25 protein-coding genes and 1 pseudogene are annotated in these 26,415 nt (G+C 68.1%); 17 read left to right on the forward strand and 9 right to left on the reverse strand.

Annotation, left to right across the window (positions count from 1 at the left end; translation table 11 throughout):
- Window positions 1–59: 59 nt before the first annotated feature.
- Together A5760_RS10685 and A5760_RS10690 are read left to right on the forward strand one after the other, a co-directional pair.
- Window positions 60–476, forward strand: a pseudogene (locus A5760_RS10685) (metallopeptidase family protein); the annotation flags it as partial.
- Window positions 477–482: 6 nt separating this feature from the next.
- Complete coding sequence (locus tag A5760_RS10690; protein ID WP_064880454.1) at window positions 483–674, forward strand: hypothetical protein; 192 nt, start codon at window positions 483–485, stop codon at window positions 672–674.
- An 8-nt stretch (window positions 675–682) separates the two neighbouring features.
- Here the strand turns inward: A5760_RS10690 and A5760_RS10695 are convergent, their stop codons facing one another.
- Both A5760_RS10695 and pheA read right to left on the reverse strand, forming a co-directional pair.
- Window positions 683–1,369: a histidine phosphatase family protein gene (locus tag A5760_RS10695; RefSeq protein ID WP_064880456.1), complete on the reverse strand. Its 687-nt coding sequence runs from the start codon at window positions 1,367–1,369 to the stop codon at window positions 683–685.
- Complete coding sequence (gene pheA, locus A5760_RS10700) at window positions 1,366–2,307, reverse strand: prephenate dehydratase (RefSeq protein WP_064880458.1); 942 nt, start codon at window positions 2,305–2,307, stop codon at window positions 1,366–1,368. Before pheA ends, A5760_RS10695 begins: the two co-directional genes overlap by 4 nt.
- An 89-nt stretch (window positions 2,308–2,396) precedes the next feature.
- On the opposite strand from pheA, the gene A5760_RS10705 reads away from it, so the two are divergent.
- Window positions 2,397–3,191, forward strand: coding sequence for a DUF2470 domain-containing protein (locus tag A5760_RS10705; protein ID WP_064880460.1), 795 nt, complete (start codon window positions 2,397–2,399; stop codon window positions 3,189–3,191).
- A gap of 112 nt (window positions 3,192–3,303) precedes the next feature.
- Window positions 3,304–4,530 carry an LCP family protein gene (locus A5760_RS10710; protein WP_064880462.1) on the forward strand — a complete coding sequence of 409 codons (1,227 nt, stop codon included), beginning with the start codon at window positions 3,304–3,306 and terminating at the stop codon, window positions 4,528–4,530.
- Window positions 4,531–4,538: 8 nt separating this feature from the next.
- Here the strand turns inward: A5760_RS10710 and A5760_RS10715 are convergent, their stop codons facing one another.
- Complete coding sequence (locus tag A5760_RS10715; RefSeq protein ID WP_064880464.1) at window positions 4,539–5,363, reverse strand: glycerophosphodiester phosphodiesterase; 825 nt, start codon at window positions 5,361–5,363, stop codon at window positions 4,539–4,541.
- A 4-nt stretch (window positions 5,364–5,367) separates the two neighbouring features.
- Window positions 5,368–6,414: a DUF4328 domain-containing protein gene (locus A5760_RS10720; protein ID WP_082279423.1), complete on the reverse strand. Its 1,047-nt coding sequence runs from the start codon at window positions 6,412–6,414 to the stop codon at window positions 5,368–5,370.
- 468 nt (window positions 6,415–6,882) lie between these two features.
- Between A5760_RS10720 and A5760_RS26975 the strand changes: the two genes are divergently transcribed.
- From A5760_RS26975 to rraA, 10 genes are all read left to right on the forward strand, one after another.
- A complete protein-coding gene (locus A5760_RS26975) occupies window positions 6,883–7,038 on the forward strand; it encodes a hypothetical protein (protein WP_196772057.1) in 156 nt (51 codons plus the stop codon).
- A 149-nt stretch (window positions 7,039–7,187) separates the two neighbouring features.
- The gene (locus A5760_RS10725) at window positions 7,188–7,811 is read left to right on the forward strand and encodes a superoxide dismutase (RefSeq protein ID WP_064880468.1); all 624 of its coding nucleotides are present in this window, start codon (window positions 7,188–7,190) and stop codon (window positions 7,809–7,811) included.
- A gap of 196 nt (window positions 7,812–8,007) precedes the next feature.
- The gene (locus A5760_RS10730; RefSeq protein ID WP_064880470.1) at window positions 8,008–8,541 is read left to right on the forward strand and encodes a hypothetical protein; all 534 of its coding nucleotides are present in this window, start codon (window positions 8,008–8,010) and stop codon (window positions 8,539–8,541) included.
- 252 nt (window positions 8,542–8,793) lie between these two features.
- Window positions 8,794–9,495 carry a TMEM165/GDT1 family protein gene (locus tag A5760_RS10735; protein WP_064880472.1) on the forward strand — a complete coding sequence of 234 codons (702 nt, stop codon included), beginning with the start codon at window positions 8,794–8,796 and terminating at the stop codon, window positions 9,493–9,495.
- A 414-nt stretch (window positions 9,496–9,909) separates the two neighbouring features.
- Window positions 9,910–10,308 carry a hypothetical protein gene (locus A5760_RS10740; protein WP_007771864.1) on the forward strand — a complete coding sequence of 133 codons (399 nt, stop codon included), beginning with the start codon at window positions 9,910–9,912 and terminating at the stop codon, window positions 10,306–10,308.
- Between the two features lie 131 nt (window positions 10,309–10,439).
- A complete protein-coding gene (locus A5760_RS10745) occupies window positions 10,440–11,096 on the forward strand; it encodes a DUF6474 family protein (RefSeq protein ID WP_064880473.1) in 657 nt (218 codons plus the stop codon).
- A 28-nt stretch (window positions 11,097–11,124) separates the two neighbouring features.
- The gene (locus A5760_RS10750; RefSeq protein ID WP_064880475.1) at window positions 11,125–11,787 is read left to right on the forward strand and encodes a YcnI family protein; all 663 of its coding nucleotides are present in this window, start codon (window positions 11,125–11,127) and stop codon (window positions 11,785–11,787) included.
- Window positions 11,784–12,284, forward strand: a complete 501-nt coding sequence (locus tag A5760_RS10755) for a copper resistance CopC family protein (RefSeq protein WP_064880477.1) — start codon at window positions 11,784–11,786, stop codon at window positions 12,282–12,284. Before A5760_RS10750 ends, A5760_RS10755 begins: the two co-directional genes overlap by 4 nt.
- A gap of 111 nt (window positions 12,285–12,395) precedes the next feature.
- Entirely contained in the window at window positions 12,396–12,848 is a 453-nt protein-coding gene (locus A5760_RS10760; RefSeq protein WP_064880479.1) for a hypothetical protein, read from the forward strand.
- A 25-nt stretch (window positions 12,849–12,873) separates the two neighbouring features.
- Window positions 12,874–13,359: a ribonuclease E activity regulator RraA gene (gene rraA, locus A5760_RS10765; protein WP_064880481.1), complete on the forward strand. Its 486-nt coding sequence runs from the start codon at window positions 12,874–12,876 to the stop codon at window positions 13,357–13,359.
- A gap of 4 nt (window positions 13,360–13,363) precedes the next feature.
- Here rraA and A5760_RS10770 read toward each other — a convergent pair whose 3' ends face one another.
- Window positions 13,364–14,833 carry a flavin-containing monooxygenase gene (locus A5760_RS10770; RefSeq protein WP_064880483.1) on the reverse strand — a complete coding sequence of 490 codons (1,470 nt, stop codon included), beginning with the start codon at window positions 14,831–14,833 and terminating at the stop codon, window positions 13,364–13,366.
- A gap of 77 nt (window positions 14,834–14,910) precedes the next feature.
- On the opposite strand from A5760_RS10770, the gene A5760_RS10775 reads away from it, so the two are divergent.
- Together A5760_RS10775 and dinB are read left to right on the forward strand one after the other, a co-directional pair.
- On the forward strand, window positions 14,911–15,549 hold the full coding sequence (locus A5760_RS10775) for a TetR/AcrR family transcriptional regulator (RefSeq protein ID WP_064880484.1): 639 nt from the start codon (window positions 14,911–14,913) through the stop codon (window positions 15,547–15,549).
- Between the two features lie 30 nt (window positions 15,550–15,579).
- Window positions 15,580–16,794, forward strand: coding sequence for a DNA polymerase IV (dinB, locus tag A5760_RS10780; protein ID WP_064880486.1), 1,215 nt, complete (start codon window positions 15,580–15,582; stop codon window positions 16,792–16,794).
- Here the strand turns inward: dinB and A5760_RS10785 are convergent.
- Together A5760_RS10785 and A5760_RS10790 are read right to left on the reverse strand one after the other, a co-directional pair.
- On the reverse strand, window positions 16,791–17,798 hold the full coding sequence (locus A5760_RS10785; protein WP_064880488.1) for a PHP domain-containing protein: 1,008 nt from the start codon (window positions 17,796–17,798) through the stop codon (window positions 16,791–16,793). The genes dinB and A5760_RS10785 overlap by 4 nt on opposite strands.
- A gap of 76 nt (window positions 17,799–17,874) precedes the next feature.
- Window positions 17,875–18,309, reverse strand: a complete 435-nt coding sequence (locus A5760_RS10790) for a hypothetical protein (protein ID WP_064880490.1) — start codon at window positions 18,307–18,309, stop codon at window positions 17,875–17,877.
- 51 nt (window positions 18,310–18,360) lie between these two features.
- Between A5760_RS10790 and A5760_RS10795 the strand changes: the two genes are divergently transcribed.
- Window positions 18,361–19,212 carry an LLM class F420-dependent oxidoreductase gene (locus A5760_RS10795; RefSeq protein WP_064880492.1) on the forward strand — a complete coding sequence of 284 codons (852 nt, stop codon included), beginning with the start codon at window positions 18,361–18,363 and terminating at the stop codon, window positions 19,210–19,212.
- Between the two features lie 385 nt (window positions 19,213–19,597).
- On the opposite strand, the gene A5760_RS10800 is transcribed toward A5760_RS10795, so the two are convergent.
- Both A5760_RS10800 and gltB read right to left on the reverse strand, forming a co-directional pair.
- A complete protein-coding gene (locus A5760_RS10800; protein WP_064880494.1) occupies window positions 19,598–21,064 on the reverse strand; it encodes a glutamate synthase subunit beta in 1,467 nt (488 codons plus the stop codon).
- Window positions 21,057–25,640: a glutamate synthase large subunit gene (gene gltB / locus A5760_RS10805; RefSeq protein WP_064880498.1), complete on the reverse strand. Its 4,584-nt coding sequence runs from the start codon at window positions 25,638–25,640 to the stop codon at window positions 21,057–21,059. Before gltB ends, A5760_RS10800 begins: the two co-directional genes overlap by 8 nt.
- Window positions 25,641–26,415 lie beyond the last annotated feature (775 nt).

Below are 26,415 nucleotides of genomic sequence, written 5' to 3' on the forward strand. Positions count from 1 at the left end.
TGCAGTCTCGTGGGCTCGGAGATGTGTATAAGAGACAGCCCGCCGGGAGGCTAGGCCGGGTGTCCGTGCGGATGGATCCGCAGCGCTTCGACGAACTGGTCTCCGACGCCCTCGACCTGATCCCGACCGAGCTGGCGGCCGCGATGGACAACGTCGTCGTGCTGGTCGAAGACCGCCATCCCGAGGACGCCGAGCTGCTCGGACTGTACGAGGGGGTGGCGCTGACCGACCGCGACTCCGATTACTTCGGCTCGTTGCCGGATGCCATCACCATCTATCGCCAGGCGCTGCTGGACGTGTGCGAATCCGAGGACGAGGTCGTCGAGCAGGTGGCCATCACGGTGATCCATGAGATCGCTCACCACTTCGGCATCGATGACGACCGGCTGCACGAGCTCGGTTGGGCCTGACGCCTCACACGCCCCCGGATTCCCGGGCGCGGCATCCCGGATTTGTCCGCGCCGGGTGCTATGAACTCAGCTATGAGCATTGACTGCCGCGACTGCCGGGCAGGCTTAGATCACTGTCACGGCACCATCATTCGCCACGCACTGCACCGGTCGGAATGCACGGAGCCGGACTGCTTCACCCCCGAGTTGTTGCCGCACGCCTTCGTCATCGACTGCGACGCCGTCGGCTGCACCTGCACCGAGGTAATCGCGCTGGCGGTCTGACCGAGAGGTCAGCCCATCGGGTCGCTGCTTGACCGCACCGCGTCCGCGACCGGGGTCGCAGCTTGCTCCGGGTAGAACGGCGGCGTCAAGGTTCCCCAGCGCACGCAGCTCCAGCGGCCGTCGGTGATCGGCGTCAAAGCCACTGATTCGGCGTTGTCCAGGTGATGGTCCAGCGCGAAGTCGGCTTCCACGCCGGCCAGCACGGCGGCGGCCAGCCGGATCGCCGCGCCGTGGCTGACAAGAACGATGTCGCCGTGGAAGTCGTGGTCATCGAGATAGCGCAGGCGCAGGTCGGTAAGCACCGGGACGTACCGGTCCAGCACGTCGTTACCGGTTTCGCCACCGGGGAGCGCGACGTCGAGTTCGCCGCGGTGCCAACGCTCGTAGATCGCATTGAACTCAGCGACCGCGTCGTCGTCATTGCGGTTTTCCAGCCGCCCGACCTGGACCTCGTGGACGCCCGGCACCTCGATGGGCGGCACCTCGACCTGGCCACCGATCACGGCGGCGGTCTGCAAGGCCCGGGTGGCCACCGAGTGCGCGAGCATCGCCGGCCGCCCCGACCCGCGGGCGAACGCGCGGGCCTGGTCTCGGCCCAACGGCGTCAGCTCCGCCCCGGGCGGGCGCGTGTCGAGCCGGCGTTCGACGTTTCCGAATGACTGGCCGTGCCGCACCAGGATCAACCGACCGCTCACCCCTGCGACCCCCGCTCGTCGGGCTTTCCGTCCCGCAGCTGCGCCAGCCAGCGTGCGTCATCGTCGGCCGACGGTGGCAACGCCCCGGCGGGTGAGCCGGTGGGCCAGGATCCCAGGTATCGCACATCAGCACAACGACGGTGCAGCGCTTTGAGTGCCTCGGCGACGGCATCGTCCTCGATGTGGCCCACACAGTCGGCGAAAAACCGGTAGGTGCCGAGTCCGGTTCTGGTCGGCCGGGATTCGATGCGCGTCAGGTCGATGCCCCGGACGGCGAATTCGGCGAGCGCGGCCAGCAGCGCGCCGGGCGCGTTGTCGATGCGCAGCACCACCGAGGTGCGGTCGGCTCCGGTGCGGGCCGGCGGTGGCCCCGGCCGGCCGACGAGAAGGAAGCGGGTACGGGCATTGGATTCGTCGACGACACCCTCGGCCAGGGTGTCCAGCCCCCAGCGGGTGGCGGCCAGCGGCGAGGTCACCGCGGCGTCGACGTGTCCCTCGGCCACCTGCTGGGCGGCGTCGGCATTGGAGTACGCGGGTCGCAGCTTGGCGTCGGCCAGATTGGCGGCCACCCACTGTCGCACCTGGGCCGCCGCCACACCGAAGGCCGCCAGCGTCCGCACGTCCGCCGCGCTGCAGCCCGGTTTGACGACGATGCTGAACGCGACGTCCAGCGTGGTTTCGGCGAACACCTGCACGGGTGATCCGATGGCCAGGCTGTCCAAGGTGGGCGTCACCGAACCGTCGATCGAATTCTCGATCGGGACGCAGGCGTAGTCGGCGGCGCCATCGCGCACGGCGTCCAGCGCGGCGGAGGTGCTGTCGACGGGCGAGGGTTCCACCCCTCCGCCTTGCCCGGGTACCAGGCCGGCGGCGGTGATCTGTCGCAGCGCCGCCTCGGTGAACGTCCCCTCCGGACCGAGGTAAGCGATGCGGGCCACGTCCCAACCCTAGCGGCGTGCAGGCCAGAAAACCCTTGCGACGCCGCCGCGCGTAAGTTAACTTAGGCTTACCTAATCAAAGGATGAGAATGGTGTTACCGATGAGCTGCTCCGCCCCGACCACCGCCGAACGGATTCGCAGCGCGTGTGCCCGTGCCAGTGGCGCGCTGCTGGCCATCGAGCATGACGACCCCGTCCCCACCCCGCTGCATCACCTGATGGACGACGGATCCGTCGCGCTGGCGGTCCCCGTCGAACGGGCACGCGAGCTCGCGCGCCCCATCTCAGGATCCCAGGCGCTGCTGGAGCTGACCGACTACGCGCCGCTTCCGCTGCGCGAACCGGTCCGCTCGCTGGTCTGGGTGCGCGGGCACCTCCAGGAGGTGCACCCGAGCGAGATCCTCGACACGCTCGACCTGATCGCCGCCGAGTGCCCGAATCCGGCGCTGCTGGGCGTCGACACCCCGCGTTGTGCGCCCGCCGCCGGCGAGGAACCGCGCTCCACGCTGCTGCGGCTCGAGATCGCCTCGGTGGTCGTCACCGACGCCACCGGCGCGGAGCCGGTCAGTGTCGGCGACCTGCTGGGTGCCCGGCCCGACCCGTTCTGCGCGCTCGAGTCGAGCCTGCTGTGGCACCTGGACACCGCCCACAGCGACGTCCTGGCGCGACTGGTGTCCAGGCTTCCGGCGCCATTGCGGCGCGGCCAAGTGCGACCGCTGGGCCTGGACCGCTACGGCGTCCGGTTCCGCGTCGAGGGCGACGACCGCGATCACGACGTCCGGCTGCCGTTCCACAAACCGGTCGACGACATGACCGGCCTGAGCCAGGCCATCCGGGTGCTGATGGGATGCCCGTTCATCAACGGACTTCGCGCGCGCGGCTAGCCCTGCGACGATGCAGCCCGCGTAGCGGGGTGAGGAGGAGTAGGGCAATTGGCCTAGCCCCCAGATCGCGCCGTACCGGCGCGGCGGGGCGCCGGGCACGTACGTTAACCGGGTGAACGGCGACCGCTCACCGCAACGCCGGCGGCCTCCCGGGGGGAGCCCGCCCGCACAGCCGCGTCCCGGCCAACCGCGTCCCACCCAACCGCGTCCCGAGCCGCCGCAAGTCATCCGCCGCCCGGCCGGCCCGCCGCCATCGCCCACCGCGGAGACCCAGCCGCTGCACCAACCGCCGCCCCCGCCACCCGCCGCCGCGCCGGCAGCCCGGGTTCCGCCGCCCCGACCGCAGGCGCCGCGCGCCTCGCGCAGGCGGCGCAGGCTCCGCTGGGTCCGCACGGTCGTGTCGATCCTGCTGGTGGGCCTCCTGCTGATCGGCGCGGGCATCGTCGCGGGGGCGGCCTGGTTCGACAACAAGCTGCATCGCGAGCAGGTACTCACCGACTACGCCGACCGCCCCGCGGCCGGCCGGGGCACCAACTGGCTGATCGTCGGGTCGGACAGCCGCCAGGGGCTCAGCGCCGAGCAGCAGCAGGATCTGGCCACCGGCGGCGACATCGGTAACGGCCGTACCGACACGATCCTGCTGGTTCACGTGCCGGGCGTCGGGGCCGGAGTGCCGACGACCATGGTGTCGATACCGCGCGATTCCTACGTGCCGATCCCGGGCCAGGGCAAGGACAAAATCAACGCCGCGTTCGCGATGGGCGGCGCAAAGTTGCTGGCCCAGACGGTGGAGCAGGCCACCGGGCTGCGCCTCGACCATTACGCCGAGATCGGGTTCGGCGGGTTCGCCGCACTGGTCGATGCGCTCGGTGGGGTGACGGTGTGCCCGAAGACGGCGTTCAACGATCCGTTGGCCGGCATCGAGCTGCCGGCGGGCTGCCAGACCCTCAACGGCCGCAACGCGCTCGGCTACGTCAGGTCGCGCGACACCCCGCGGGCGGATTTGGACCGGATGGTCAATCAACGGCAGTTCGTGGCGGCGCTGCTGCATCGGGCCGCCAGTCCCGCCGTCTGGCTCAATCCGTGGCGCTGGTTCTCGGTGCCGCGCGCGGCGGCCGACGCCCTGACGGTCGACCGGGGTGACCACGTCTGGGATCTGGCCCGGCTCGGCTGGGCATTACACGGGTCGACCACCACCGTCACCGTCCCGATCGGCCAGTTCACCAGCGGTGACGCCGGGTCGGTCGTGGTGTGGAATCACGACGAGGCCGCGCGGTTGTTCGAGTCGTTGGCGTCCGACGCGCCCCTACCCCCGGCCACATCGGACGAACAGCAATAGCGGCCGGCCTAACCGCTGCCCTCGCCCCCGCGGTTGCCCTGCAGCCACGCCTTGGTGCGGCCCGGGTGGTGCGTGGCGAGCCAGGCCACCCCGACGTCGCGGCAGAAATCGATGTCTTGGTAGTCGTCGACGTTCCAGCAGTAGACCGCCCTGCCCTGGGCGATGGCGCGGTCGGCGAGTTGGGGATATTCCTTCAGCGTGGTGAGCGAGGGCCCGACGGCGGTGGCGCCGACGGCGGTGGGCGCACCGCTGGTCAGATAGCGCCCGGTCTTTCCGAGCAGCACCGTCGGCAGCAGCGGCGCAGCCCGCCGGATCCGCCAGACCGCGGACGCCGAGAACGACATCACCACCGCGCGGGACCGGTCCGCCGAGGCGGGCGCGGCGATGCCGAACCGATGCAGCGCCGCGAGCAGCTTGGTTTCCACCAGCGAGCCGTACCGGACCGGGTGCTTGGTTTCGATGAACAGCTTCACCGGCCGACGCCAATCCAGCACCAGCGATACCAGCGCGTCCAGCGTCAACAGACTGGTGTCTCCGTGCGCGCCGTCTTCTCGCCAGCTGCCGTGCCACGCCCCGTACTCGAGCTCGCGCAATTCGGCGAGGCTCATCGTGCTGACCAAGCCGGCGCCGGTCGAGGTCCGGTCCAGCCGGCGGTCGTGCACACACACCAGATGCCCGTCGCGGGTCAAGCGCACATCGCATTCCACGCCGTCGGCGCCTTCTTTCAGCGCAAGGTCGTAGGCGGCCAGTGTGTGTTCGGGCCGCGCGGCCGACGCGCCGCGGTGGGCGACGACATATGGATGCCCGGCGAGCACCTCGTCGGCCCACGTCATACCCCTATGCTGCCGGTTCCTGCCCCTTCAACTCAACTGGGGCGGCCGATGCCGGGGCCGCGGACCCGTCGTCGGGAACCGCGACCCAGCGATGTGCGGGCCGGGCGACGGGTTTGCGCTGGAATCCCTCGAAGACGCGGGTGGCGGCGGCCAGCGTGGCGGCCGCGAACAGATACGCGAAGACCATCAGGACGGTGTTGTTGGCGATGCCCTGGGCGTCGGTGGCGAAGCTTGTCGCGATGGCCGCGATTGAGACGGCGTAGCTGCACACCCACGCGCCCCACCACTGAAGGATGGTGCCCCGCAGCCGGGCGTAGTGCTCTTCGAGGAGCGCCAGCTCGATCACGTACACCGGAGCCCACAGCAGGTTGGCCAGCGGCACCACGCAGCCGGCCCACAGCGCCCGCGTGGAGCGCTGCTCGGGCAGGCCATGATGGGCGAACACGGCGGCGCGGCGGGCGATCATCCAGCGGATCAGCACCACGCCGGAGGCGATCACCGCGGCACCCGCGCCCACGCTGGCGAGCACGCCGAGCCAGTCGGCTCCGAGGGCTACCCACGTGTTCAGCAAGCTGTTCCGGTTGACCACCAGCAACACGTACCGCACCACGTACACCAGGGCGGCGATGCCGAGCACCAGCACGCTGACGAACGATGTGGTGCGGACGATCTGCGCCGGCGGCCCCGGCTGCGCGGGTGCTTCCGCGGCCGCGGGCGCCTGCTCGACGCGGTCGGCCAAGCCCCACCGCGGTATGACGGTGTAGCGCGGCGTGGGCCCGAGGGGACGGCGGCCGCGTCGCGCCGGCGGCGCGGCGCCGGGCCGCACCGCTATCCAGCGGTAGCCGGGCGGCAGTCGCGGCGGGGTGCGCTGCCACCCCGGCGTCGCCGAGCGGCGAACCTGTGTCGGGGCGCCGGGCGCACCCCATCGTGGGTCGGCCGGCGGGGCATCCGGCGTGGGCGCCATCAACGCTCCGCGGCAGCGCGGACACCATTCTCGTTGTCGGTCACGCACGTTCCAGCGCGTGCCGCACTGGGAGCACACCTGGATCACCGGACCAGACTAACGCCGTCGCGACGCGCGCCGAGGGACACCGCCCCGGGGCCTCGATCGGCGACCGTTCGAGCGAGCTCGGCAACCGACGGAGGCGGCAAAGACTATCCACAGTTTCCACAGGTTTATCCACATACACCCAGTGGGTATAGAAAGCATCACTACAGCCTCTGGCGGCTGACCGTGGTGTGACTGTGGATAACACCCGGGATCGCAGGCACGCAATCGACAGCCCGAAACCGGTCGTTGAGCGAAATGGATTGTCTTGCCGAACACCTACACCGGCCGCGCGCCCGCCCGACGATCCATGCCCCGGCCGCCTCGGGCGCCAGCGTCTAGCCGTATCGCCAACCCCCAGCTCAGCACGTTATTTCTCAAGCTCGCCACAAAGCGCTATGATCGCGTTCGCGAAAAGTGTTTGTGACTCACCTCACTGACGCGAGGTGACCGGGGGGTGAAAGGCGATTGATGGCCACGCATTCGTTCGGTCCGGGTTCACCGGCCCCGTCGAAGTCGTATTGCGGCTCGCCGGCGTGGAATCACAGCTATAGCATCGCCGCGCTGCGCGCCGGGTTGATCGCCTTGGCGTTGCTCGCGGTGCTCGCGGTCATCGTCTTGTCTTGAAACGCCGCTGAGCGGGTATCCGCGTTCCGGCTCACAAGGGTCGTTCTTGCGGAGCGCGCAGTCATGGAGCAGGGTTGATAACGGCTGGCCGCCCGTGAGGCGACCCCGCACGACTGAGCGTCAAGACGATAATCGAAGAAAGGAATGCCGTGGCTGAATACACCCTGCCCGACTTGGACTGGGACTATGCAGCGTTGGAACCGCACATCTCCGGGCAGATCAACGAGATCCACCACACTAAGCACCACGCCACGTACGTCAAAGGCGTGAACGACGCTCTGTCCAAGCTCGAAGAGGCCCGCGCCAACGAGGACCACGCTGCGATCTTCCTGAACGAAAAGAACCTCGCCTTCCACTTGGGCGGCCACGTGAACCACTCGATCTGGTGGAAGAACCTGTCGCCGGACGGCGGCGACAAGCCGACCGGCGAATTGGCCGCAGCGATCGACGACGCATTCGGATCCTTCGACCGATTCCGCGCGCAGTTCAGCGCGGCCGCCAACGGCCTGCAGGGCTCGGGCTGGGCGGTCCTGGGCTACGACACCCTCGGCAGCCGACTGCTGACCTTCCAGCTCTACGACCAGCAGGCCAACGTTCCGCTCGGCATCATCCCCTTGCTGCAGGTCGACATGTGGGAGCACGCCTTCTACCTGCAGTACAAGAATGTCAAGGCGGATTACGTCAAGGCGTTCTGGAACGTCGTCAACTGGGCGGACGTGCAGAAGCGGTACGCGGCCGCGACCTCGAAAACCCAGGGCCTGATTTTCGGCTGACTTTCATTTCGATCGGCGGGGGCGTCGCGCGGTTGCGCGGCGCCCCAGTCGTTTGTCTGACCCTCGTTCGGCCGCGCGGCAACGTTTAGCGCCACCGACCGTGTCAATGTTGCACGGCGCATAAACCCCAGGCATGCTTAATTATTCGGACTACCAGTGTGGTTATTCCAAGCGGAGGCGTCGCGCGGAGGTCGAAATGGAAACTGGGGCGGATCGGCCTATCGGGGTTTCCCCGTTCCATTCTCGTGGTGCCTTGAAAGGATTCGTGATCTCCGGGCGCTGGCCCGATTCGACCAAAGAATGGGCCCAGCTGCTCATGGTCGCGGTAAGGGTCGCGTCCTTGCCCGGATTGCTCTCCACCACAACGGTCTTCGGGGCCCGCGAGGAATTGCCGGACGAGCCCGAGCCGGGCACGGTGGGACTGGTGCTCGCCGAGGGGACGGTTTTCGGTGAAACTGCCATTCAGCCGGGCTATTTCGCAGAACATCAGCCGCCGGCATTACTCATGTTGCACCCGCCCTCGGAAACCACGCCGTCACTGCCGGAATGCAACGGGGCGGCATCGGGATGCGTATTGCTGCCCGGATTGCCCTACCTCGGACTCGAGCATCGGGCGGCGTGGGTGGAAGCGGAAGCCGACGGCACCATCACCTCGATGGTGAGCCGGGTCGGTGTCGACCCGATCAGCCATCCCGATACGGCAATACTGGCAATGCTGCTCGCCGCATAAACGAAATGCCCGAAGGCAGTTCGGGTCTCGAATCCCAGAAATGCGGCTGGCCGAACTCGGTTGCCGCGCTGGCGGACGCCGAATGGGCCCATTAATCTGGGACCGTTAGCGAAGGGGAGTAGCCCCCAATCGTCGAGTCGACATACTGGCACACAGCCCGGCCGGCGAACCGGTTCACCCGGTGGGCGAGACCTTCGACCGGAGTTCGACGACTTCCGCAGTCGTCGACGACGCGTCGAAAGGTCACCCGACATGCTCGCCGCCACCCTGTTGACCCTGGGAGTGGTGTTCGTCGCAGAACTCGGCGACAGATCCCAGCTGATCACCATGACCTACGCCCTGCGCTACCGGTGGTGGGTGGTGCTGACCGGGGTGGCGCTCGCCGCGTTCACGGTGCACGGGGTTTCGGTGACAATCGGTCACTTCCTGGGCGCTGCCCTGCCGGCGCGGCCGCTGGCCTTCGCATCGGCCCTCGCCTTCCTCGCATTCGCGGTGTGGGCCTGGCGGGAAGGCACGGCCACCGACGAGACCGTGTCGCAGCCGCGCGAACCGCGATTCGCCTTCCTCACCGTGGTGTCGTCGTTCGCGCTCGCGGAGATGAGCGACAAGACCGCCCTGGCGACGGTGACGTTGGCCAGCCACCACGACTGGGTCGGAGTGTGGATCGGCTCCACGCTGGGCATGGTGCTGGCCGACGGTTTGGCGATCGCCGCGGGACGGCTGCTGCACCGGCGCCTCCCGGAGAAACTGCTGCACGTCGCCGCCAGCCTGCTGTTCCTGACGTTCGGGTTGTGGATGCTGTTCGACAGCGCCCTGGGCTGGCGCTGGGTGGCCGCCGCCGCGACCGTCGCCGTGGCGACGACCGTTGCCGCAATCGCGGTCGCGCAGATGCGGCGGCGCCGCAGGACCGTCACGGCAAATTGGCGCCGGACCACCGCAAACCGGCGAAGTTAACGACGCCTCGACCGCCGGTGTCCGGGAGCCGTCCGCCGGGCAGCGCGGCAGAAAACGGGGCCGTTTTCGCGCTCGGCAGCAAAGGGGATACTAAATCGTCCCGGCTCGCCGACCCGTTGCGGTGTGATTTCCCAGCACAGCCCGGCATATTATCGCGGCCGTCAGCAGGCCATCCGCCCGCCACTTCGGAACGGATGTCCAATTCTGCGGATAACCTGTGAGTTTCACTGATTTAGTGGACACCCCAGCGAATCAGTTAGACGCTCGTCAAGTGGGGAGGTGGCGCGCGTCAGCTATGCCGGTCGGGAATCCCCTGGGGTTTGCACCTGGTTACGGTCACCAAGCCTCGCTACCATGATCAGCAAATACACCTAGGTAATAGTTCACTTCTACAGCCCAGTGGAGGTCATATCAATGAGCACGACGTTCGCTGCTCGCCTGAACCGCCTGTTCGACACGGTGTATCCCCCCGGACGCGGGCCGCACACCTCCGCGGAAGTGATCGCGGCGCTCAAGGCCGAGGGCATAACGATGTCTGCTCCCTACCTCTCCCAGCTGCGTTCCGGCAACCGCACCAACCCGTCGACGGCGACCATGGCCGCCCTGGCCAACTTCTTCCGGATCAAGTCGGCGTACTTCACCGACGACGAGTACTACGAGAAGCTCGACAAGGAATTGTCATGGCTGGCCACGACGCGCGACGACAATGTGCGCCGCATCGCGGTGCGCACGGCCGAGCTGTCCCCCGAGGCGCAGCGTGAGGTCATGGAGCGGGTCAACGAGTTGCGTCGGGCCGAGCACTTAGACGCCTGACGTACGCGCCGGCACCGGCCGCCGGGCCTGCCCTGGAGGGCTGCCGCCCGCCCATTCCGATTAGGGTTGGCTCAGCGGATCGCGCAACCGCGAGAGCGATAGTCCACGAGATAACCGGGAGGCGGCCGGGAATGGGCCTGTTCCGCAAGCGAAAGAGCCGCGCGACGCGTCGCGCTGAAGCCCGCGCAATCAAGGCCCGTGCGAAGCTCGAGGCCAAGCTGGCCGCCAAAAACGAGGTCCGCCGCGCCAAGTCCGCACAGCGGGCGGAAAACAAGGCGCTGCGCGCGCAGATCAAGGCCCAACGCGACAGCGACCGCAACGCACTGAAAGTCGCTGAGGCCGAACTCAAAGCAGCGCGGGAGGGCAAGATCTTCTCACCGACACGAATCCGGCGGATGTTGACGGTGTCTCGGCTGCTTGCGCCGATCCTCGCCCCGGTCATCTACCGGGCGGCCGTCGCGGCCCGCGCGATGATCGATCAGCGCCGGGCCGATCAACTCGGCATTCCGCTGGCCCAGATCGGCCAGTTCTCCGGTCACGGGGCCCAGCTGTCGGCCCGCATCGCCGGGGCCGAGAAGTCGCTGCGGATGGTGCAGGACAAGAAGCCCAAGGACGCCGAAACGAAGCAGTTCGTCTCCGCCATCGCCGAACGGCTCACCGACCTGTCGGCGGCGATCACCGCCGCGGAGAACATGCCGGCCGCGCGGCGCCGCGCGGCCGCCGCGGCGATCTCGTCGCAGCTCGACGGGATCGAGGCGGACCTGATGGCCCGCCTCGGCCTGAGCTGATCACCCGCACGGAAGGCAGCGCCCCCGCATGGCAATCCCCAGCAGGTGGATCTCGCGCACACTGATCGCGCTCACCGCGGCCGCCGCCCTCTATCTCGGATCGGCGGCCCAGACCCCCGCTGCCTGGGCACACGTGCACGCCAGCAGCGACAACGCGGTACGCGGGGCCATGGCGATCGTCACGTTCCAGGTGCCCAACGAATCGAACACCGGAGCGCTCACCACCGCGCTGACCATCACGCTTCCCAACGTCGCATCGGCGCGCACCGAAAGCGTGCCGGGCTGGACGGCCAAGCTCGACCGGGACGCCGCGTCCGGCACCGTGCGTTCGGTGACGTGGACGGCCAACCTCACCGGTGGGATCGGGCCAGATCAATTCGGGCTGTTTCGGCTGTCGGTGAAGCTGCCCGATACCGATACCGTCAGCTTCCCCGCCGCGCAGACCTACGCCGACGGAACCGTCGTGAAATGGGACCAGCCGCCGCTGCCCGACGGGGGCGAGCCGGAGCACCCGGTGCCCATGCTCACCCTTGCCACCGGCGCCCCGGGCCTCCACCACGGGTCACCCGCGTCCGCGCCCGCCGCCGCACGGTCGAACGCGGCCGACAACGCCGCCCGGCTGCTGGGCGGCGCGGCCCTGGTGGTCGCCGCCGCCGGCGTCGCGATCGCGCTGATCCGCCGACGGACATGAGGCGCCTGGCGCTCGGTGCGTGCGTGGGCGTCATGTTCGTGATCGCCACACTGACCGCGCCGGCCGCGGGCGCGCACGCCACCCGCGTCTCCACCGATCCCGCGGCCGATGCGGTGCTGGCCGCCGGCCCGCAGCGGGTGAGCGCCACGTTCAACGAGCAGTTGCAAACCACGTTCGCGGCCATGACGGTAGTGGGGCCCGACGGCAACGTGTGGTCCACCGGAGAGCCCGCGGTGCAGGGCGCGGTGGTCGGCATCGGCCTGCGTGCACTCGGGCCGGCCGGGACGTACACGGTGAACTACCGGGTGACGTCCGCCGACGGCCACGTGGTGTCCGGATCGTGGTCGTTTCGGCTCACGGTGCCCGGCACCGGTACGCCCGGTCCACCCGCGGCCGGCCCGGACGGCGGCGGCGCGCTCCCGGTCTGGCCATTCGTGGCGGTCGCGGTGGCCCTCGTCGCCGGCGGCGGGTGGTGGGCGGCGCGGCGCAGGCGGTGAGAGCGGGGCCGGCGACCGGTGACGGAGGCGCCGCAACGCGTCCTGGCATGATGGGACCTTGAACCCGCAGAGCTAGGGAAAGACGACCGAGGAAGCTCGAGGAGCGGCCGCATGGCAGACCCGCAGGACCCAACCAACAGCGCACCCGACGGCGCCGGCGCCCCGCCGGAGAAGAAGCCGCCCGCCAAGGCGGCGAAGAAGATCGCAAAAGCGCCGGCCAAAAAGGCACCTGCGAAAAAGGCGCCCGCCAAAAAGGTGCCGGCCAAAAAGGCACCCGCCAAGAAGGTGCCGGCAAAAAACGCCGAGCCCGCGCCCCCGAAACCACCCGAGCAGCCGGCCGCTCAACCGGTCGACGTGCAGCAGCGGGCCGAAAGCAACGGCGACCTGACCGCCGCCGCCAAAGATGCTGCCGCACAGGCGAAATCCACCGTAGAGACCGCCAACAACCCGGTCTCTCCCGCGGTGCCGGGCCCGGCGGTGGGCCAATCTCCGGTGCCGCTGATCGTTGCCCTGGCCGTCAGCCTGTTGGCCATCCTGCTCATCCGCCAGCTGCGTCGCCGCTGAGCGGCCAGCGTCTAACGTGTCAGAAGTGACGGTGTCTTTCCGGCCGACGGCCGACCTCGTAGACAGCATCGGGCCCGACGTACGCAGCTGCGACGTGCAATTCCGCCAGTTGGGCGGGCGGGCCGAATTCGCCGGGCCGATCAGCACCGTGCGGTGCTTTCAGGACAACGCGCTGCTGAAGTCGGTGCTCTCGGAACCGGGCGGCGGCGGGGTCCTGGTCATCGACGGCGACGGCTCCCTGCACACCGCGCTGGTCGGTGACGTCATCGCCGAGCTGGCCCGGTCCAACGGCTGGGCGGGGCTCATCGTCAACGGCGCGGTGCGCGACTCGGCCACGTTGCGCGGCATGGACATCGGCATCAAGGCGTTGGGCACCAATCCCCGCAAGAGCACCAAGACCGGTGCCGGCGTGCGCGACGTCGAGGTCACCCTCGGCGGGGTGACGTTCGTGCCGGGCGAGATCGCCTACAGCGACGACGACGGTATCGTCGTCGCCGCCGCGGGTCAATGATCCACTAAACCGCTACCGGGGCAGGCTTTTTCGCGAACTTCAAGCCTTCGTCGTCGACCTTGCCGCGCCGGATCGTGCGCATGTCGAAGAAGTAGTTCTGCTTGAGCCGCCACGGCGCACGCGACCCCGACTTGGGCAGCAGGTGCATCGAACGCCGGAAGTAGCCGGGGGTGAAGTCCATGAACGGCAGCTCGTCGACGTCCTTGCCCGGGTGCTGCGGCTCCACGAAGTCAAAACCGTTGGCGTCCATGTGGTTCAGCAACCGGCAGACGAACTCGGAGACCAGGTCGGCCTTCAGCGTCCAGGACGCGTTGGTGTAGCCGAAGGTGATGGCGAAGTTCGGCACGCCGGAGAACATCAGGCCCTTGTAGGTCATCAGTGAGGTCAGATCGATGTCCTCACCGTTGCGGGTCGGCTTCACGCCGCCCAGCAGCTGCATGTTCAATCCCGTTGCCGTGATGATGATGTCGGCGGCCAGTTCCTCACCCGAGGTGAGCTTGATGCCGGTCTTGGTGAACCGGTCGATGGTGTCGGTGACGACGTCGGCCTTGCCGTGCCGGATGGTCCGGAAGAAGTCGCCGTCGGGGGCCAGGCACAACCGCTCGTCCCAGACGTTGTAGCGGGGGCCGAAGTGCTTTTCGACGTCATAGCCCTCCGGTAGCCGCCGCTGCGCCATCGTCATCAACGTCTTGCGCATGTAGCCCGGGGCCTTGCGGGACAGCTGGTACTGGAAGGTGCTGAACGCGATGGCTTTCCAGCGGTTGGCCATGTGCGCCAGGCGCTCGGGCAGCAGCCGGTTGGCCTTCTCGGCGAAGGGATCGACACCCGGCAGCGAGCCGATGTAGGTCGGCGAGCGCTGCAGCATCGTCACGTGACCCGCGCCCGAGTTCACCAGCGCGGGGATCAGGGTGATCGCGGTGGCGCCGGACCCGATGACGACGATCCGCTTGCCCGCGTAGTCGAGGTCCTCGGGCCAGTGCTGCGGGTGGACGATGGTTCCGCCGAAGTCGTCCGAGCCCGGGAAGGTCGGCGAGAACCCCTCGTCGTAGTTGTAGTAGCCGGTGCAGGCGAACAGGAACGAACACGTGATCTCGCTCTGCTGGCCGTCGCTCTCGACCGTCACGGTCCAACGGTTGTCGGTGTCGGACCAGTCGGCGGCCACCACCCGGTGCCGGTAGCGGATATTCGGCTCGATCTTGTTCTCGACCGCGGTCTCCCTGATGTAGGCCTTGATCGAGGCCCCGTCGGCGATCGACTTCGCCGAACGCCAGGGCTTGAACCGGAAGCCCAGGGTGAACATGTCCGAGTCCGACCGGATGCCCGGGTACTTGAACAGGTCCCAGGTCCCGCCCAGGTCGGCGCGGCGTTCGAGGATGGCGTAGCTCTTTGTCGGGCAGCGTTCCTGCAGGTGCCAGGCCGCGCTCACGCCGGAGATACCGGCGCCCACGATGAGGACGTCAAGATGCTCAGTCATAAACGCAACGCTATCAACAGCGTGTTGAACCAGTCAACACCGTGTCGAAACTTTCGACAGCGTGTAAAGTAGCGTCCGTGACTAGCGTCGGTTCCGCCCGCACTCACCGGGGCAGGCGTTCGGCGCGCCCGTCCGGCGACGAGCGTGAACTGGCCATTTGTTCCACCGCCGAGCAGCTGCTGCGGGAACGCCCGCTCGCCGACATCTCCGTCGATGACCTGGCCAAAGGTGCCGGCCTGTCCCGGCCAACGTTCTACTTCTATTTCCCGTCCAAGGACGCCGTGCTGCTCACCCTGTTCGAGCGCGTGATCATGGAGGCCGACTCCGCCCTGGAGACCATGGTCGCTAACCCACCCGCCGACCTGAAGGCGCTGTGGCGCATCGGGATCAACGTGTTCGTCGAGACCTTCGGGGCGCATCGCGCGGTGTCACTGGCCGCCGACGCCGCACGCAGCAACAAGGATGTCGACGACCTGTGGTCGCGCTTCATGCAGAAATGGGTCGACCACATCACCACCGTGATCGAAGCCGAACGCGCCCGCGGCGCCGCACCGGTGACGCTGCCGGCCCACAACCTGTCCGCGGCGCTGAACCTGCTCAACGAAAAGGTCATGCTCAGCGCGTTCGCCGGCGGGCGACCGTCGGTGCCCAGCGAGCAACTGCTCGACACACTGGTGCACATCTGGGTCAGCAGCGTCTACGGCGAGGCCTGCTGACGGCCGCTTGTCGGCGCCGTATGCGAACATATGTTCGTGCGGTGCGATGCGTCCATCCTGCACGCGGACCTCGACTCCTTCTACGCGTCCGTCGAACAGCGCGACGACCCGACCTTGCGGGGCCGCCCGGTGATCGTGGGCGGCGGCGTGGTGCTGGCCGCCAGCTACGAGGCCAAGGCCTTCGGCGTGCGCACCGCCATGGGCGGGTCCCAAGCCCGGCGGTTGTGCCCGCAGGCCGTCGTGGTGCCCCCGCGGATGAGCGCCTACTCGCGCGCCAGTGACGCCGTCTTCGAGGTGTTCCGGGATTGCTCCCCGATTGTCGAGGCGCTGTCGGTGGACGAGGCCTTCCTCGATGTCGGCGGGCTGCGCCGGGTCAGCGGCACTCCGGTCGCGATCGCCGAGCGACTGCGGGCGGACGTGCGCGACCGCGTCGGGCTGCCGATCACCGTCGGCGTCGCCCGCACGAAGTTCCTCGCCAAGGTCGCCAGCCAGGAGGCCAAGCCGGACGGGCTGCTGCTGGTGCCGCCGGATCAGGAGCTGACCTTCCTGCGGCCGCTGCCGGTGCGCCGGCTCTGGGGTGTGGGCGCGGTGACCGCAGAGAAGCTGCGCGCGCACGGCATCGTGACGGTCGCCGACGTTGCCGAGCTCAGCGAGTCCGCGCTGGGTTCCATGGTGGGCGGCGCGATGGGTCGCCAGCTGTACGCGCTGTCCCGCAATATCGACCGCCGACGGGTCACCACCGGCGTCCGTCGCCGGTCCGTCGGCGCGCAGCGGGCGCTGGGCCGCGCCGGAAACACCATGTCGCCCAACGAGATCGACGCCGTGGTGGTCAACCTGATCGACCGCATCACCGGTCGCATGCGCGCCGCCGGGCGCACCGGTCGCACGGTGGTGCTGCGGCTGCGCTTCGCCGACTTCACCCGCGCGACCCGGTCGCACACGTTGCCGTGGGCCACGTCGTCCACCTCGCCGCTGCTGGCCGCCGCGCGCCGGCTGGTCGCGGACGCGGCACCGCTCATCGCGCAGCGCGGCCTGACGCTGGTCGGGTTCGCGGTGTCGGGCATCGACCGCAGCGGCTCCCAGCAGCTGATGCTGCCCTTCGGCGAGCAGAAACAACGCGTGCCCGGCGACGACATCGACGCGGCCATCGACCGGGTGCGCCGCCGCTACGGCAAGTCGGCCCTCACGCCCGCGGTGCTGCTGGGCCGCGACCCGGGCTTCGAAATGCCGCATCTGCCAGACTAATTGGCGCCGGTCCACTCCAGCAGCCGCTCGGCCGGCCAGGTGTTCACGATCCGGTCGACGGGCACGCCCGCGTCCAACGCGCGCTGGGCGCCGTAACCCAGGAAATCGAGCTGGCCGGGCGCGTGGGCGTCGGTATCGATGGTGAACACGCACCCGATCTCCAGCGCCAGGTTCAGCAGCCGGGTCGGCGGATCGCGGCGCTCGGGCCGGGAGTTGATCTCCACCGCGGTGCCGTGGTCGCGGCACGCGGTGAACACCGCCTCGGCGTCGAACTTGGATTCGGGCCGGATGCCGCGATTCCCCGACACCAGCCGGCCGGTGCAGTGACCCAGCACATCGGCGTGCGGGTTGGCCACCGCGCGCAGCATGCGCCGGGTCATCGCCGGGGCATCCATCGACAGCTTGGAATGCACGCTGGCCACCACCACGTCGAGGCGCTCCAGCAACTCGGGTTCCTGATCAAGGCTGCCGTCGTCGAGGATGTCGACCTCGATTCCGGTCAGGATGCGCATGGGTGCGAACTTCTCCCGCAGGCCGTCGATCACGTCGAGCTGTTTGCGTAACCGCTCCGGCGAGAGGCCGTTGGCGATGGTCAGCCGCGGTGAGTGGTCGGTCAGCGCGCAATACTCGTGCCCCAGCGCCGCCGCGGACGCCATCATCTCGTCGATCGGCGCCGAGCCGTCGGACCAGTTGGAGTGCAGATGCAGGTCGCCGCGCAGCGCGGAACGAATGTCGCCGCCACCGAGATCCTCGGCGGTGGAGCGGAGTTCGACCAGCAGGTCGGGCTCGCGGCCGGACCACGCCTGGTCGATCACCTTGGCCGTCTTGGGACCGATTCCCGGCAGCGACTGCCAGCTGTTGGCCTGGCCGTGCCGCTCCCGGGTCGCCTCGTCGAGGCCCTCGATGATGTCGGCCGCGTTGCGATACGCCATCACGCGCCTGGGATCGTGGCGGCTCCGGTCCTTGAAGTAGGCGATCTGCCGCAACGCCGTTACCGGATCCATGACTCCAGTGTGCCCGCGCGGTGACTGCAAGCGCGGCGAAGCCGGGCGCCACAGGTCACCACCAAACCTCCGCGGCTCACCACAGCTGGCCGGCGACGAACCCGGCGAGCAGCACGCTGAACCCGCCGATCTCCCCGGCGATCAGCAACGCCATCGCCACCGCCATTCGCCCGTCGGTGTTTTCGAACTGGTTGACGGTGTCGCGTCGCGCCCCGTGGCTGATGTAGGCCAGGATGGCCGCCACGAAAAAGAAGACGACCACGCCCGCAGCCGTCAGGTTCACCCACACCGGCCAGGCGCTCAGTTGCACGAAGACCGCGAGCAGCAGCGTCGCGAACGAATACAGCAGCGCCGCCCGGTGGGCGATGTCGACGTAGGGATGCGCAAGGTGGTTCTCGGACGTCATCATCTCGCGGTATTTCCACACGCCCAGAATCAGCGCGAGCAAGAAGATCAGGCCCGCCGCCAGCAGGGTGATCTTGGTATCTATTCCGAGGGAGCCACAAGTCATCGCGGGCTTGAGTTTAGTTGCCCTTCATAAACACCGGCTAACGTCGGTGGCATGCGATTCGCCTTCAAGACTTCTCCGCAGAACACCACGTGGGCACAGATGCTGGCCGTCTGGCAAGCGGCCGATGACATCGAGGTCTACGAGTCCGGGTGGACCTTCGACCACTTCTATCCGATCTTCTCCGACAGCAGCGGGCCCTGCCTGGAGGGCTGGACGACGTTGACCGCGCTCGCGCAGGCCACCAAACGGCTGCGGGTGGGCACCTTGGTGACCGGGATCCACTACCGCCATCCCGCGGTGCTGGCCAACATGGCGGCCGCCGTCGACATCATTTCGAACGGGCGGCTCGAACTGGGGATCGGCGCCGGCTGGAACGAGGAGGAGTCCGGCGCCTACGGCATCGAGCTGGGCAGCATCAAGGAACGCTTCGACCGGTTCGAGGAGGCGTGCGAGGTGCTGACCAGCCTGCTCAGCCAGGAGACCACCGACTTCGACGGCAAGTTCTACCAGCTCAAAGGCGCCCGCAACGAGCCCAAGGGTCCGCAGCGGCCGCACCCGCCGATCTGCATCGGCGGCAGTGGGGAGAAGCGCACGCTGCGGATCACCGCCCGCTACGCCCAGCACTGGAATTTCGTGGGCGGTCCGCCCGACGTGTTCGCCCACAAGCGGGACGTGCTGGCCTCGCATTGCGCGGACATCGGCCGCGACCCCAAGGAGATCACGCTCTCGGCCCACCTGCGGCTGGAGCCGGATCTCGACTACGGGAAGGTCATCGCGGACGCGGCCGGGCTGGCCGCCGAAGGCTTGGATCTGGGCATTGTCTACCTGCCGCCGCCGCACGACCCGGTCGTGCTGGAGCCGCTCGCCGAGGCGATCCGCGATTCGGGTCTATGGGAGCGGTGAGGCCGCTTTTGGGACGCATCCCGGGCGAAGATCCGGCGGGCACACTCTTGAGCAAACCCACCGCACGCCGGTAAGGGCGCCGGCCGGGCGATCACGCACCGAAGAGCAGCAAGTCCTGGGCGGTTACCAGACGTTCGTGCTTGGCCGGAAACTCACGGCTTTTGACCGGGTGACGCAACCATGACCAGGCGATTCGCCCCATCCGTGTCCGAGGTAATGGGTGAATATGCACAAGAATCTCTCCTGCGATCGGCCGTTCAACCGGAAAACCGGCGTGACCCCCATGTGAGCGGGCTCACAACGGGTTATTAGACACCCACCGTCTGGCAAACAGGGGGAGACTCGCCGGGCGAAGTCGGCCGTGTTTCTGGTGTGACTGGTGTTACTACTGAAGCGGCACCGCGGTGGGCTTGACCGGCGCTGGCAGCGCGGTCGACCCCATCAGGAATCGGTCCGCCGCGGCCGCGGCGGCCCTGCCCTCAGCTATCGCCCAGACGATCAGCGACTGGCCGCGGCCCATGTCACCGGCGACGAAGACGCCCGACACCGACGTGTCGAAATCGGCGCCGCGGGCGACGTTGCCGCGCTCGGTGAGCTTCACCTCGAGGTCGGTGAGCAGGCCCTCCTTCTCGGGCCCGACGAATCCCATCGCCAGCAACACCAGGTCGACCTCGAGTTCGAACTCGGACCCCTCCACCTTGACGAACTTGCCGTCCTGCATGGTCACCTCGTGCGCCCTGAGCGCCGTCACGCGACCGTCTTCGCCGACGAATTGCTCGGTGTTGACCGAGTACACCCGCTCGCCGCCCTCTTCGTGCGCCGCGGAGACCCGGTACATCAGCGGGTAGGTCGGCCACGGGGTGGACGGGGCGCGCGTCTCCGGCGGGCGCGGCATGATCTCGAACTGGTGGATGATCGTCGCACCCTGGCGGTGCGCGGTGCCCAGGCAGTCGGCCCCGGTGTCGCCGCCACCGATGATGACGACCTTCTTGTCCTTGGCGGTGATCGGCGGCTCCCCGTCGGGCCCCAGCACGTCGTCGCCCTCCTGCACGCGGTTACCCCACGGCAGGTACTCCATGGCCTGGTGGATCCCGTCCAGTTCACGGCCCGGGATCGGCAGATCGCGCGCGGCGGTGGCACCTCCGGCCAGCACCACGGCGTCGAAGTCGGCGCGCAGTTGCTCGGCGGTGATGTCGACTCCGACGTTGACCCCGGTCCGGAATTCGGTTCCCTCGGCCCGCATTTGGTCCAGCCGGCGGTCGAGCACGCGCTTTTCCATCTTGAATTCCGGGATGCCGTAGCGCAGCAGTCCACCGATGCGATCGGCCCGCTCGAACACCGTGACGGCGTGGCCGGCGCGAGTCAACTGCTGCGCGGCGGCCAGACCCGCGGGACCGGAACCGACCACGGCGACCTTTTTTCCGGTCTTCGTGTCCGGCGGCAACGGCCGGACCCAGCCCTCGTCGAAGGCCTTGTCGATGATCTCCAGCTCGATCTGCTTGATCGTCACCGGATCCTGGTTGATGCCGAGCACGCAGGCCGGCTCGCAGGGGGCGGGACACAGGCGCCCGGTGAAGTCCGGGAAGTTGTTGGTGGCGTGCAGCCGCTCGATGGCGTCGCGCCACCGGTCCGTGCGCACCAGGTCGTTCCACTCCGGAATCAGGTTGCCCAGCGGGCAACCGTTGTGGCAGAAGGGAATACCGCAGTCCATGCAGCGGGTCGCCTGCTCGCGCAAGGTCTCGTTGTCGAATTCTTCGTAGACCTCGCGCCAGTCGCGCAACCGGATCGGGACAGGCCGGCGCTTCGGCAGTTCCCGATGCGTGTATTTCAGGAAGCCGCTCGGATCAGCCATGCGCGGCCGCCATGATCGCCTTGTCGACATCCATGCCGTCGCGTTCCGCTTCGGCGATGGCCTGCAACACCCGCTTGTAGTCCCGCGGCATCACCTTGGCGAAGTGCCGCTGGTGTTGCGGCCAGTCACCCAGAATGCGCTGGCCGACAGCGGAATCGGTGGCATCAACGTGTGCCTGAATCATGCCGTGCAACCACTCGTAGTCATCTTCATCCAAGCTATCGAGCTCGACCATCTCCGCGTTGAGATTGCCTGGGAATTCGCCCTGCGGATCGTAAATGTAGGCCACGCCGCCGGACATGCCCGCCGCGAAGTTACGGCCGGTGCGACCGAGGACGACAACCTTGCCGCCGGTCATGTACTCGCAACCGTGGTCGCCGACGCCCTCGACGACGGCGTGCGCCCCGGAGTTACGGACCGCGAACCGCTCGCCGACGACGCCGCGCAGGTACGCCTCGCCGCTGGTCGCGCCGAACAGGATCACGTTGCCGCCGATGATGTTGTCCTCGGCAACGTAGTCCTGGGGCGCGTCGTCCGACGGCCGAACCACGATCCGCCCACCCGACAGGCCCTTACCGACGTAGTCGTTCGCGTCGCCGTAGACGCGCAGCGTGATGCCTCGCGGTACGAACGCGCCGAAGCTGTTGCCCGCCGACCCGTCGAAGGTGATGTCGATGGTTCCGTCCGGCAACCCTTTTCCGCCATAGGCTTTGGTGACTTCGTGGCCGAGCATGGTGCCCACCGTGCGGTTGACGTTGCTGATGGTCGTGGAGAATCGCACCGGCTTTCCGGAGTCCAGCGCCTCGCGGCTCATCACGATCAACTGCTGGTCCAGCGCCTTGTCCAGGCCGTGGTCCTGGCGCGAGCTGCAGTACAGGTCCTGGTTCATGAACGCCGATTCCGGCTCGTGCAGAACCGGAGCCAGATCCAGCCGGTGCGCCTTCCAGTGGGCCCGCGCCAGCGTCATGTCCAAGGACTTCACCTGGCCGACGGCCTCATTGATCGTGCGGAATCCCAACTGCGCCATGTATTCGCGGACCTCTTCGGCGATGAACATGAAGAAGTTCTCGACGAACTCTGGCTTGCCGGTAAAGCGTTCGCGCAGCACCGGGTTCTGGGTGGCCACCCCGACGGGGCAGGTGTCCAGGTGGCAGACCCGCATCATGATGCAGCCGGAGACCACTAGCGGCGCAGTGGCGAAGCCGAATTCCTCGGCGCCGAGCAGCGCCGCGATCATCACGTCGCGCCCCGTCTTGAGCTGACCGTCGACCTGAACCACGATCCGGTCGCGTAATCCGTTCAGCAGCAACGTCTGCTGCGTCTCGGCCAGCCCCAGCTCCCACGGAGCCCCGGCATGCTTCATCGAAGTCAGCGGCGTCGCACCGGTGCCGCCGTCGTGCCCGGAGATCAGCACCACGTCGGCGTGGGCCTTGGACACCCCCGCGGCCACCGTGCCGACGCCGTTCTCGGAGACCAGCTTCACGTGCACCCGCGCGGACGGGTTGGCGTTCTTCAGATCGTGGATCAGCTGCGCCAGATCCTCGATGGAATAGATGTCGTGGTGTGGCGGCGGAGAGATCAGGCCGACACCCGGGGTGGAGTGGCGAACGTCGGCGACCCACGGGTACACCTTGTGCCCCGGAAGCTGGCCGCCCTCACCGGGTTTCGCACCCTGGGCCATCTTGATCTGGATGTCGGTGCAGTTCGTCAGGTAGTGCGACGTGACACCGAACCGCCCGGAGGCGACCTGCTTGATCGCGCTGCGCCGCCAATCGCCGTTGGGATCGCGGTCGAACCGCTTGACGTCTTCGCCGCCCTCACCACAGTTGGACCGGCCACCCAGCCGGTTCATCGCGATGGCCAGCGTCTCGTGCGCCTCGGCGGAGATCGAGCCATAGCTCATCGCGCCGGTCGAGAAGCGCTTGACGATCTCGCTGGCGGGCTCGACCTCGTCGAGGGGGATCGGGGGGTTGATCCCGGCCCGGAACTTGAGCAACCCACGCAGGGACGCCATCCGCTCGCTCTGGTCGTCGACCAGGCGGGTGTAGTCCTTGAACACCTTGTACTGGCCGGTGCGCGTGGCGTGCTGCAGCTTGAAAACGGTCTCGGGGTTGAACAGGTGGTACTCGCCCTCGCGGCGCCACTGGTATTCCCCGCCGACCTCGAGCTCGCGGTGGGCCCGCTCGTCGGGCCGATCCAGGTAGGCCAGCGCGTGCCGCGCGGCGACGTCGGCGGCGATGTCGTCCAGGGTGATGCCACCGATGGGGCAGCTCAAGCCGGTGAAGTACTCGCTGAGCACGTCCTCGGAAATGCCGACCGCCTGGAACAACTGGGCGCCCGTGTAGGACGCGAGCGTCGAAATGCCCATCTTGGACATGACTTTCAGTACGCCCTTACCGGCGGCCTTGATGTAGTTGCTCAGCGCCGTCTTGCGGTCGATGCCCTCGATGACGCCGCGATCGAGCATGTCCTCGATGGACTCGAACGCCATGTACGGGTTGATCGCCGCCGCACCGAAGCCGACCAACGCGGCCATGTGGTGCACCTCGCGGGCGTCACCGGTTTCCACCACCAGCCCGACGTGGGTCCGGGTCCGGTCGCGCACCAGATGGTGGTGCACCCCCGCCACCGCGAGCAGCGACGGGATGGGCGCCATCTTCTCGTCGGATTCGCGGTCGGACAGGATGATGACGCGCGCGCCGTCAGCGATCGCCGCCGACGCCTGCGCGCGGATGTCCTCGAGCGCCGCAGCCAACCCGGCGCCGCCCTCGGCGACCGGGTACAGGCAGCGAATCACCTTGGAACGCATGCCATGCGGGCGACCGTTGACCTCGGCGTCCGGATCGAGGTTGACCAGCTTCGCCAGCTCCCGGTTACGCAGAATCGGCTGCGACAGCGCGATCTGGTGACACGAGCGCTCGGTCGGCGTGAGTAGGTCGCGCTCACCGCCGGTGGTGCCCTGCAGGCTGGTCACCACCTCCTCGCGGATGGCGTCCAGCGGCGGGTTCGTCACCTGCGCGAAGAGCTGCTGGAAGTAGTCGTAGAGCATCCGGGGCCGCTGCGAGAGCACCGCCACCGGGGTGTCGGTGCCCATCGACCCGATCGGCTCGGCGCCGCTGCGCACCATCGGCGCGACCAAGAGGTTGAGTTCCTCGTAGGTGTAGCCGAATGTCTGCTGCCGCTTGACCAGTCGGTCGTGCGGCATCCGCTTGTAGTTGCCCTGCGGCAGGTCGTCGAGCGGCACCAGGTTCCGGTCCAGCCACTCCTGGTAGGGGTGCTCGGCGGACAGCTCCGCCTTGATCTCCTCGTCGGCGACGATGCGGCCCTGCGCGGTGTCCACCAGGAACATGCGGCCGGGCTGCAACCTCATCCGGCGGACCACCTTGGCCGGGTCCAGGTCCAGCACACCGGCCTCGGACGCCATGACCACCAGGCCGTCATCGGTGACCCAGATTCGCGAGGGACGCAAGCCATTACGGTCGAGCACGGCGCCGATGATGGTTCCGTCGGAGAACGTGATCGACGCGGGGCCGTCCCACGGCTCCATCAACGAGGCGTGGTACTGGTAGAACGCCCGGCGCGCGGGGTCCATCGACTCGTTGCGTTCCCAGGCCTCGGGGATCATCATCAACACCGCGTGGGCCAGGCTGCGCCCGCCCAGGTGGAGCAGTTCGAGCGCCTCATCGAAGCGCGCGGTGTCGGATGCCCCCGGCGTACAGATCGGGAACAACTTCTCGACGTCGGCTTCCGCTCCGAAAACGTCGGTCTTCATCAAAGCCTCGCGGGCGCGCATCCAGTTCTCGTTACCGGTGACGGTGTTGATCTCGCCGTTGTGTGCCACGCGGCGGAACGGATGCGCCAGCGGCCACGACGGGAAAGTGTTGGTGGAGAACCGCGAGTGCACGATGCCCAGCGCGCTGGTCAACCGATCGTCTTGCAGGTCAAGGTAAAACGCCTTGAGCTGAGGCGTGGTCAGCATGCCCTTGTAGACGAACGTGCGGCCGGAAAGGCTTGGGAAATACACGGTTTCGCGGCCGGGACCGTCCTGGCCCGGGCCCTTGGTGCCCAACTCGTGTTCGGCGCGCTTGCGCACCACGTAGGCGCGGCGCTCCAGCGTCATGCCGGACGCGCCCGCCATGAACACCTGGCGGAAGGTCGGCATCGCGTCGCGGGACAACGCTCCCAGCGACGAGTCGTCGATGGGCACGTTGCGCCAGCCCAGCACCGTCAGGCCCTCGGCTTCGGCGATCTTCTCCACCGCGGCACACGCCGTCGCCGCGTCCTTGGACGACTGCGGCAGGAACGCGATGCCGGTGGCGTAGCTGCCCTCCGGGGGCAGCTCGAAGTCCACGACCTGGCGCAGGAAGGCGTCCGGGACCTGAAGCATGATGCCGGCACCGTCACCACTGCGCGGCTCGGCGCCCTGGGCACCCCGGTGTTCGAGGTTCAGCAGCGCAGTGATTGCCTTATCCACGATGTCGCGGCTACGACGGCCGTGCATATCGACGACCATGGCAACCCCGCACGCGTCGTGCTCGAACGCGGGGTTGTATAACCCGACGCGCTTGGGCGTCATATGCACCTGACCCTTCACCTGAACGTTCTGCGCGGCCGTTAGCAGCGGCCCCACCGAGGTCCGCACCCGGAGGTTGCGGGCTAAAACCCCGTCGGTCTTGTCTCGATGGGCTGTGCCCCAGGCGGAGATGATCCTGTCAGGGATGTCCGTGCAGCTCTGAACGGTGGCCTGGAACCGGTCTCAACAAGTCGTAAAACGATATGACAATACCCGCCTGACATGCCAACTTCGTCAAGTCTAACCGCCAGCTGGCAGCGTCGTAAATTTCGCTGCTGCCATTGATCCTCAATTCTGCCAGCCCCTTGTCCCGTGCCGCGAATTCTTCCCATAGCTGCGCGTATTCCGTGGGTTCCGGTTCCGGCGCGGCCCCGCGTAAAGAGTTTGCTGACGTGCGCTGCCAGTGGGTTGCAGAAGTTGCTGGGTGCGGATATGAGCGTGCTCAGCGCCCAGCCAAATGCATAGCCGCGGCGCGCAGCCGCGCGCTACCGAGTTTGCAGGTTCGCGCACGGGGCGCGGCAGGAGATACTGGACGGAATTGGTCACACCCGGCGCCGCAGGTTGGACCGTGGCGCTTATCACGTAATACGTTCGTCGCGGCCGGCCTATCGGCGCGACGAACGACCGCCCGGCACGCGAGGAGCCCATGAACGAGCGCGACGAATTCCTCCGGGACCGTCTGCAGCCCGGGCGACCCAGCACCCCGGCGCCGCGCCCGTCCGGCCCCGCCCCGCAACAGCTGTCTCTTATACACATCTCCGAGCCCACGAGACTGCAG

This window comes from Mycobacterium colombiense, from assembly GCF_001665835.1.
Lineage (GTDB): Bacteria > Actinomycetota > Actinomycetes > Mycobacteriales > Mycobacteriaceae > Mycobacterium > Mycobacterium colombiense_A.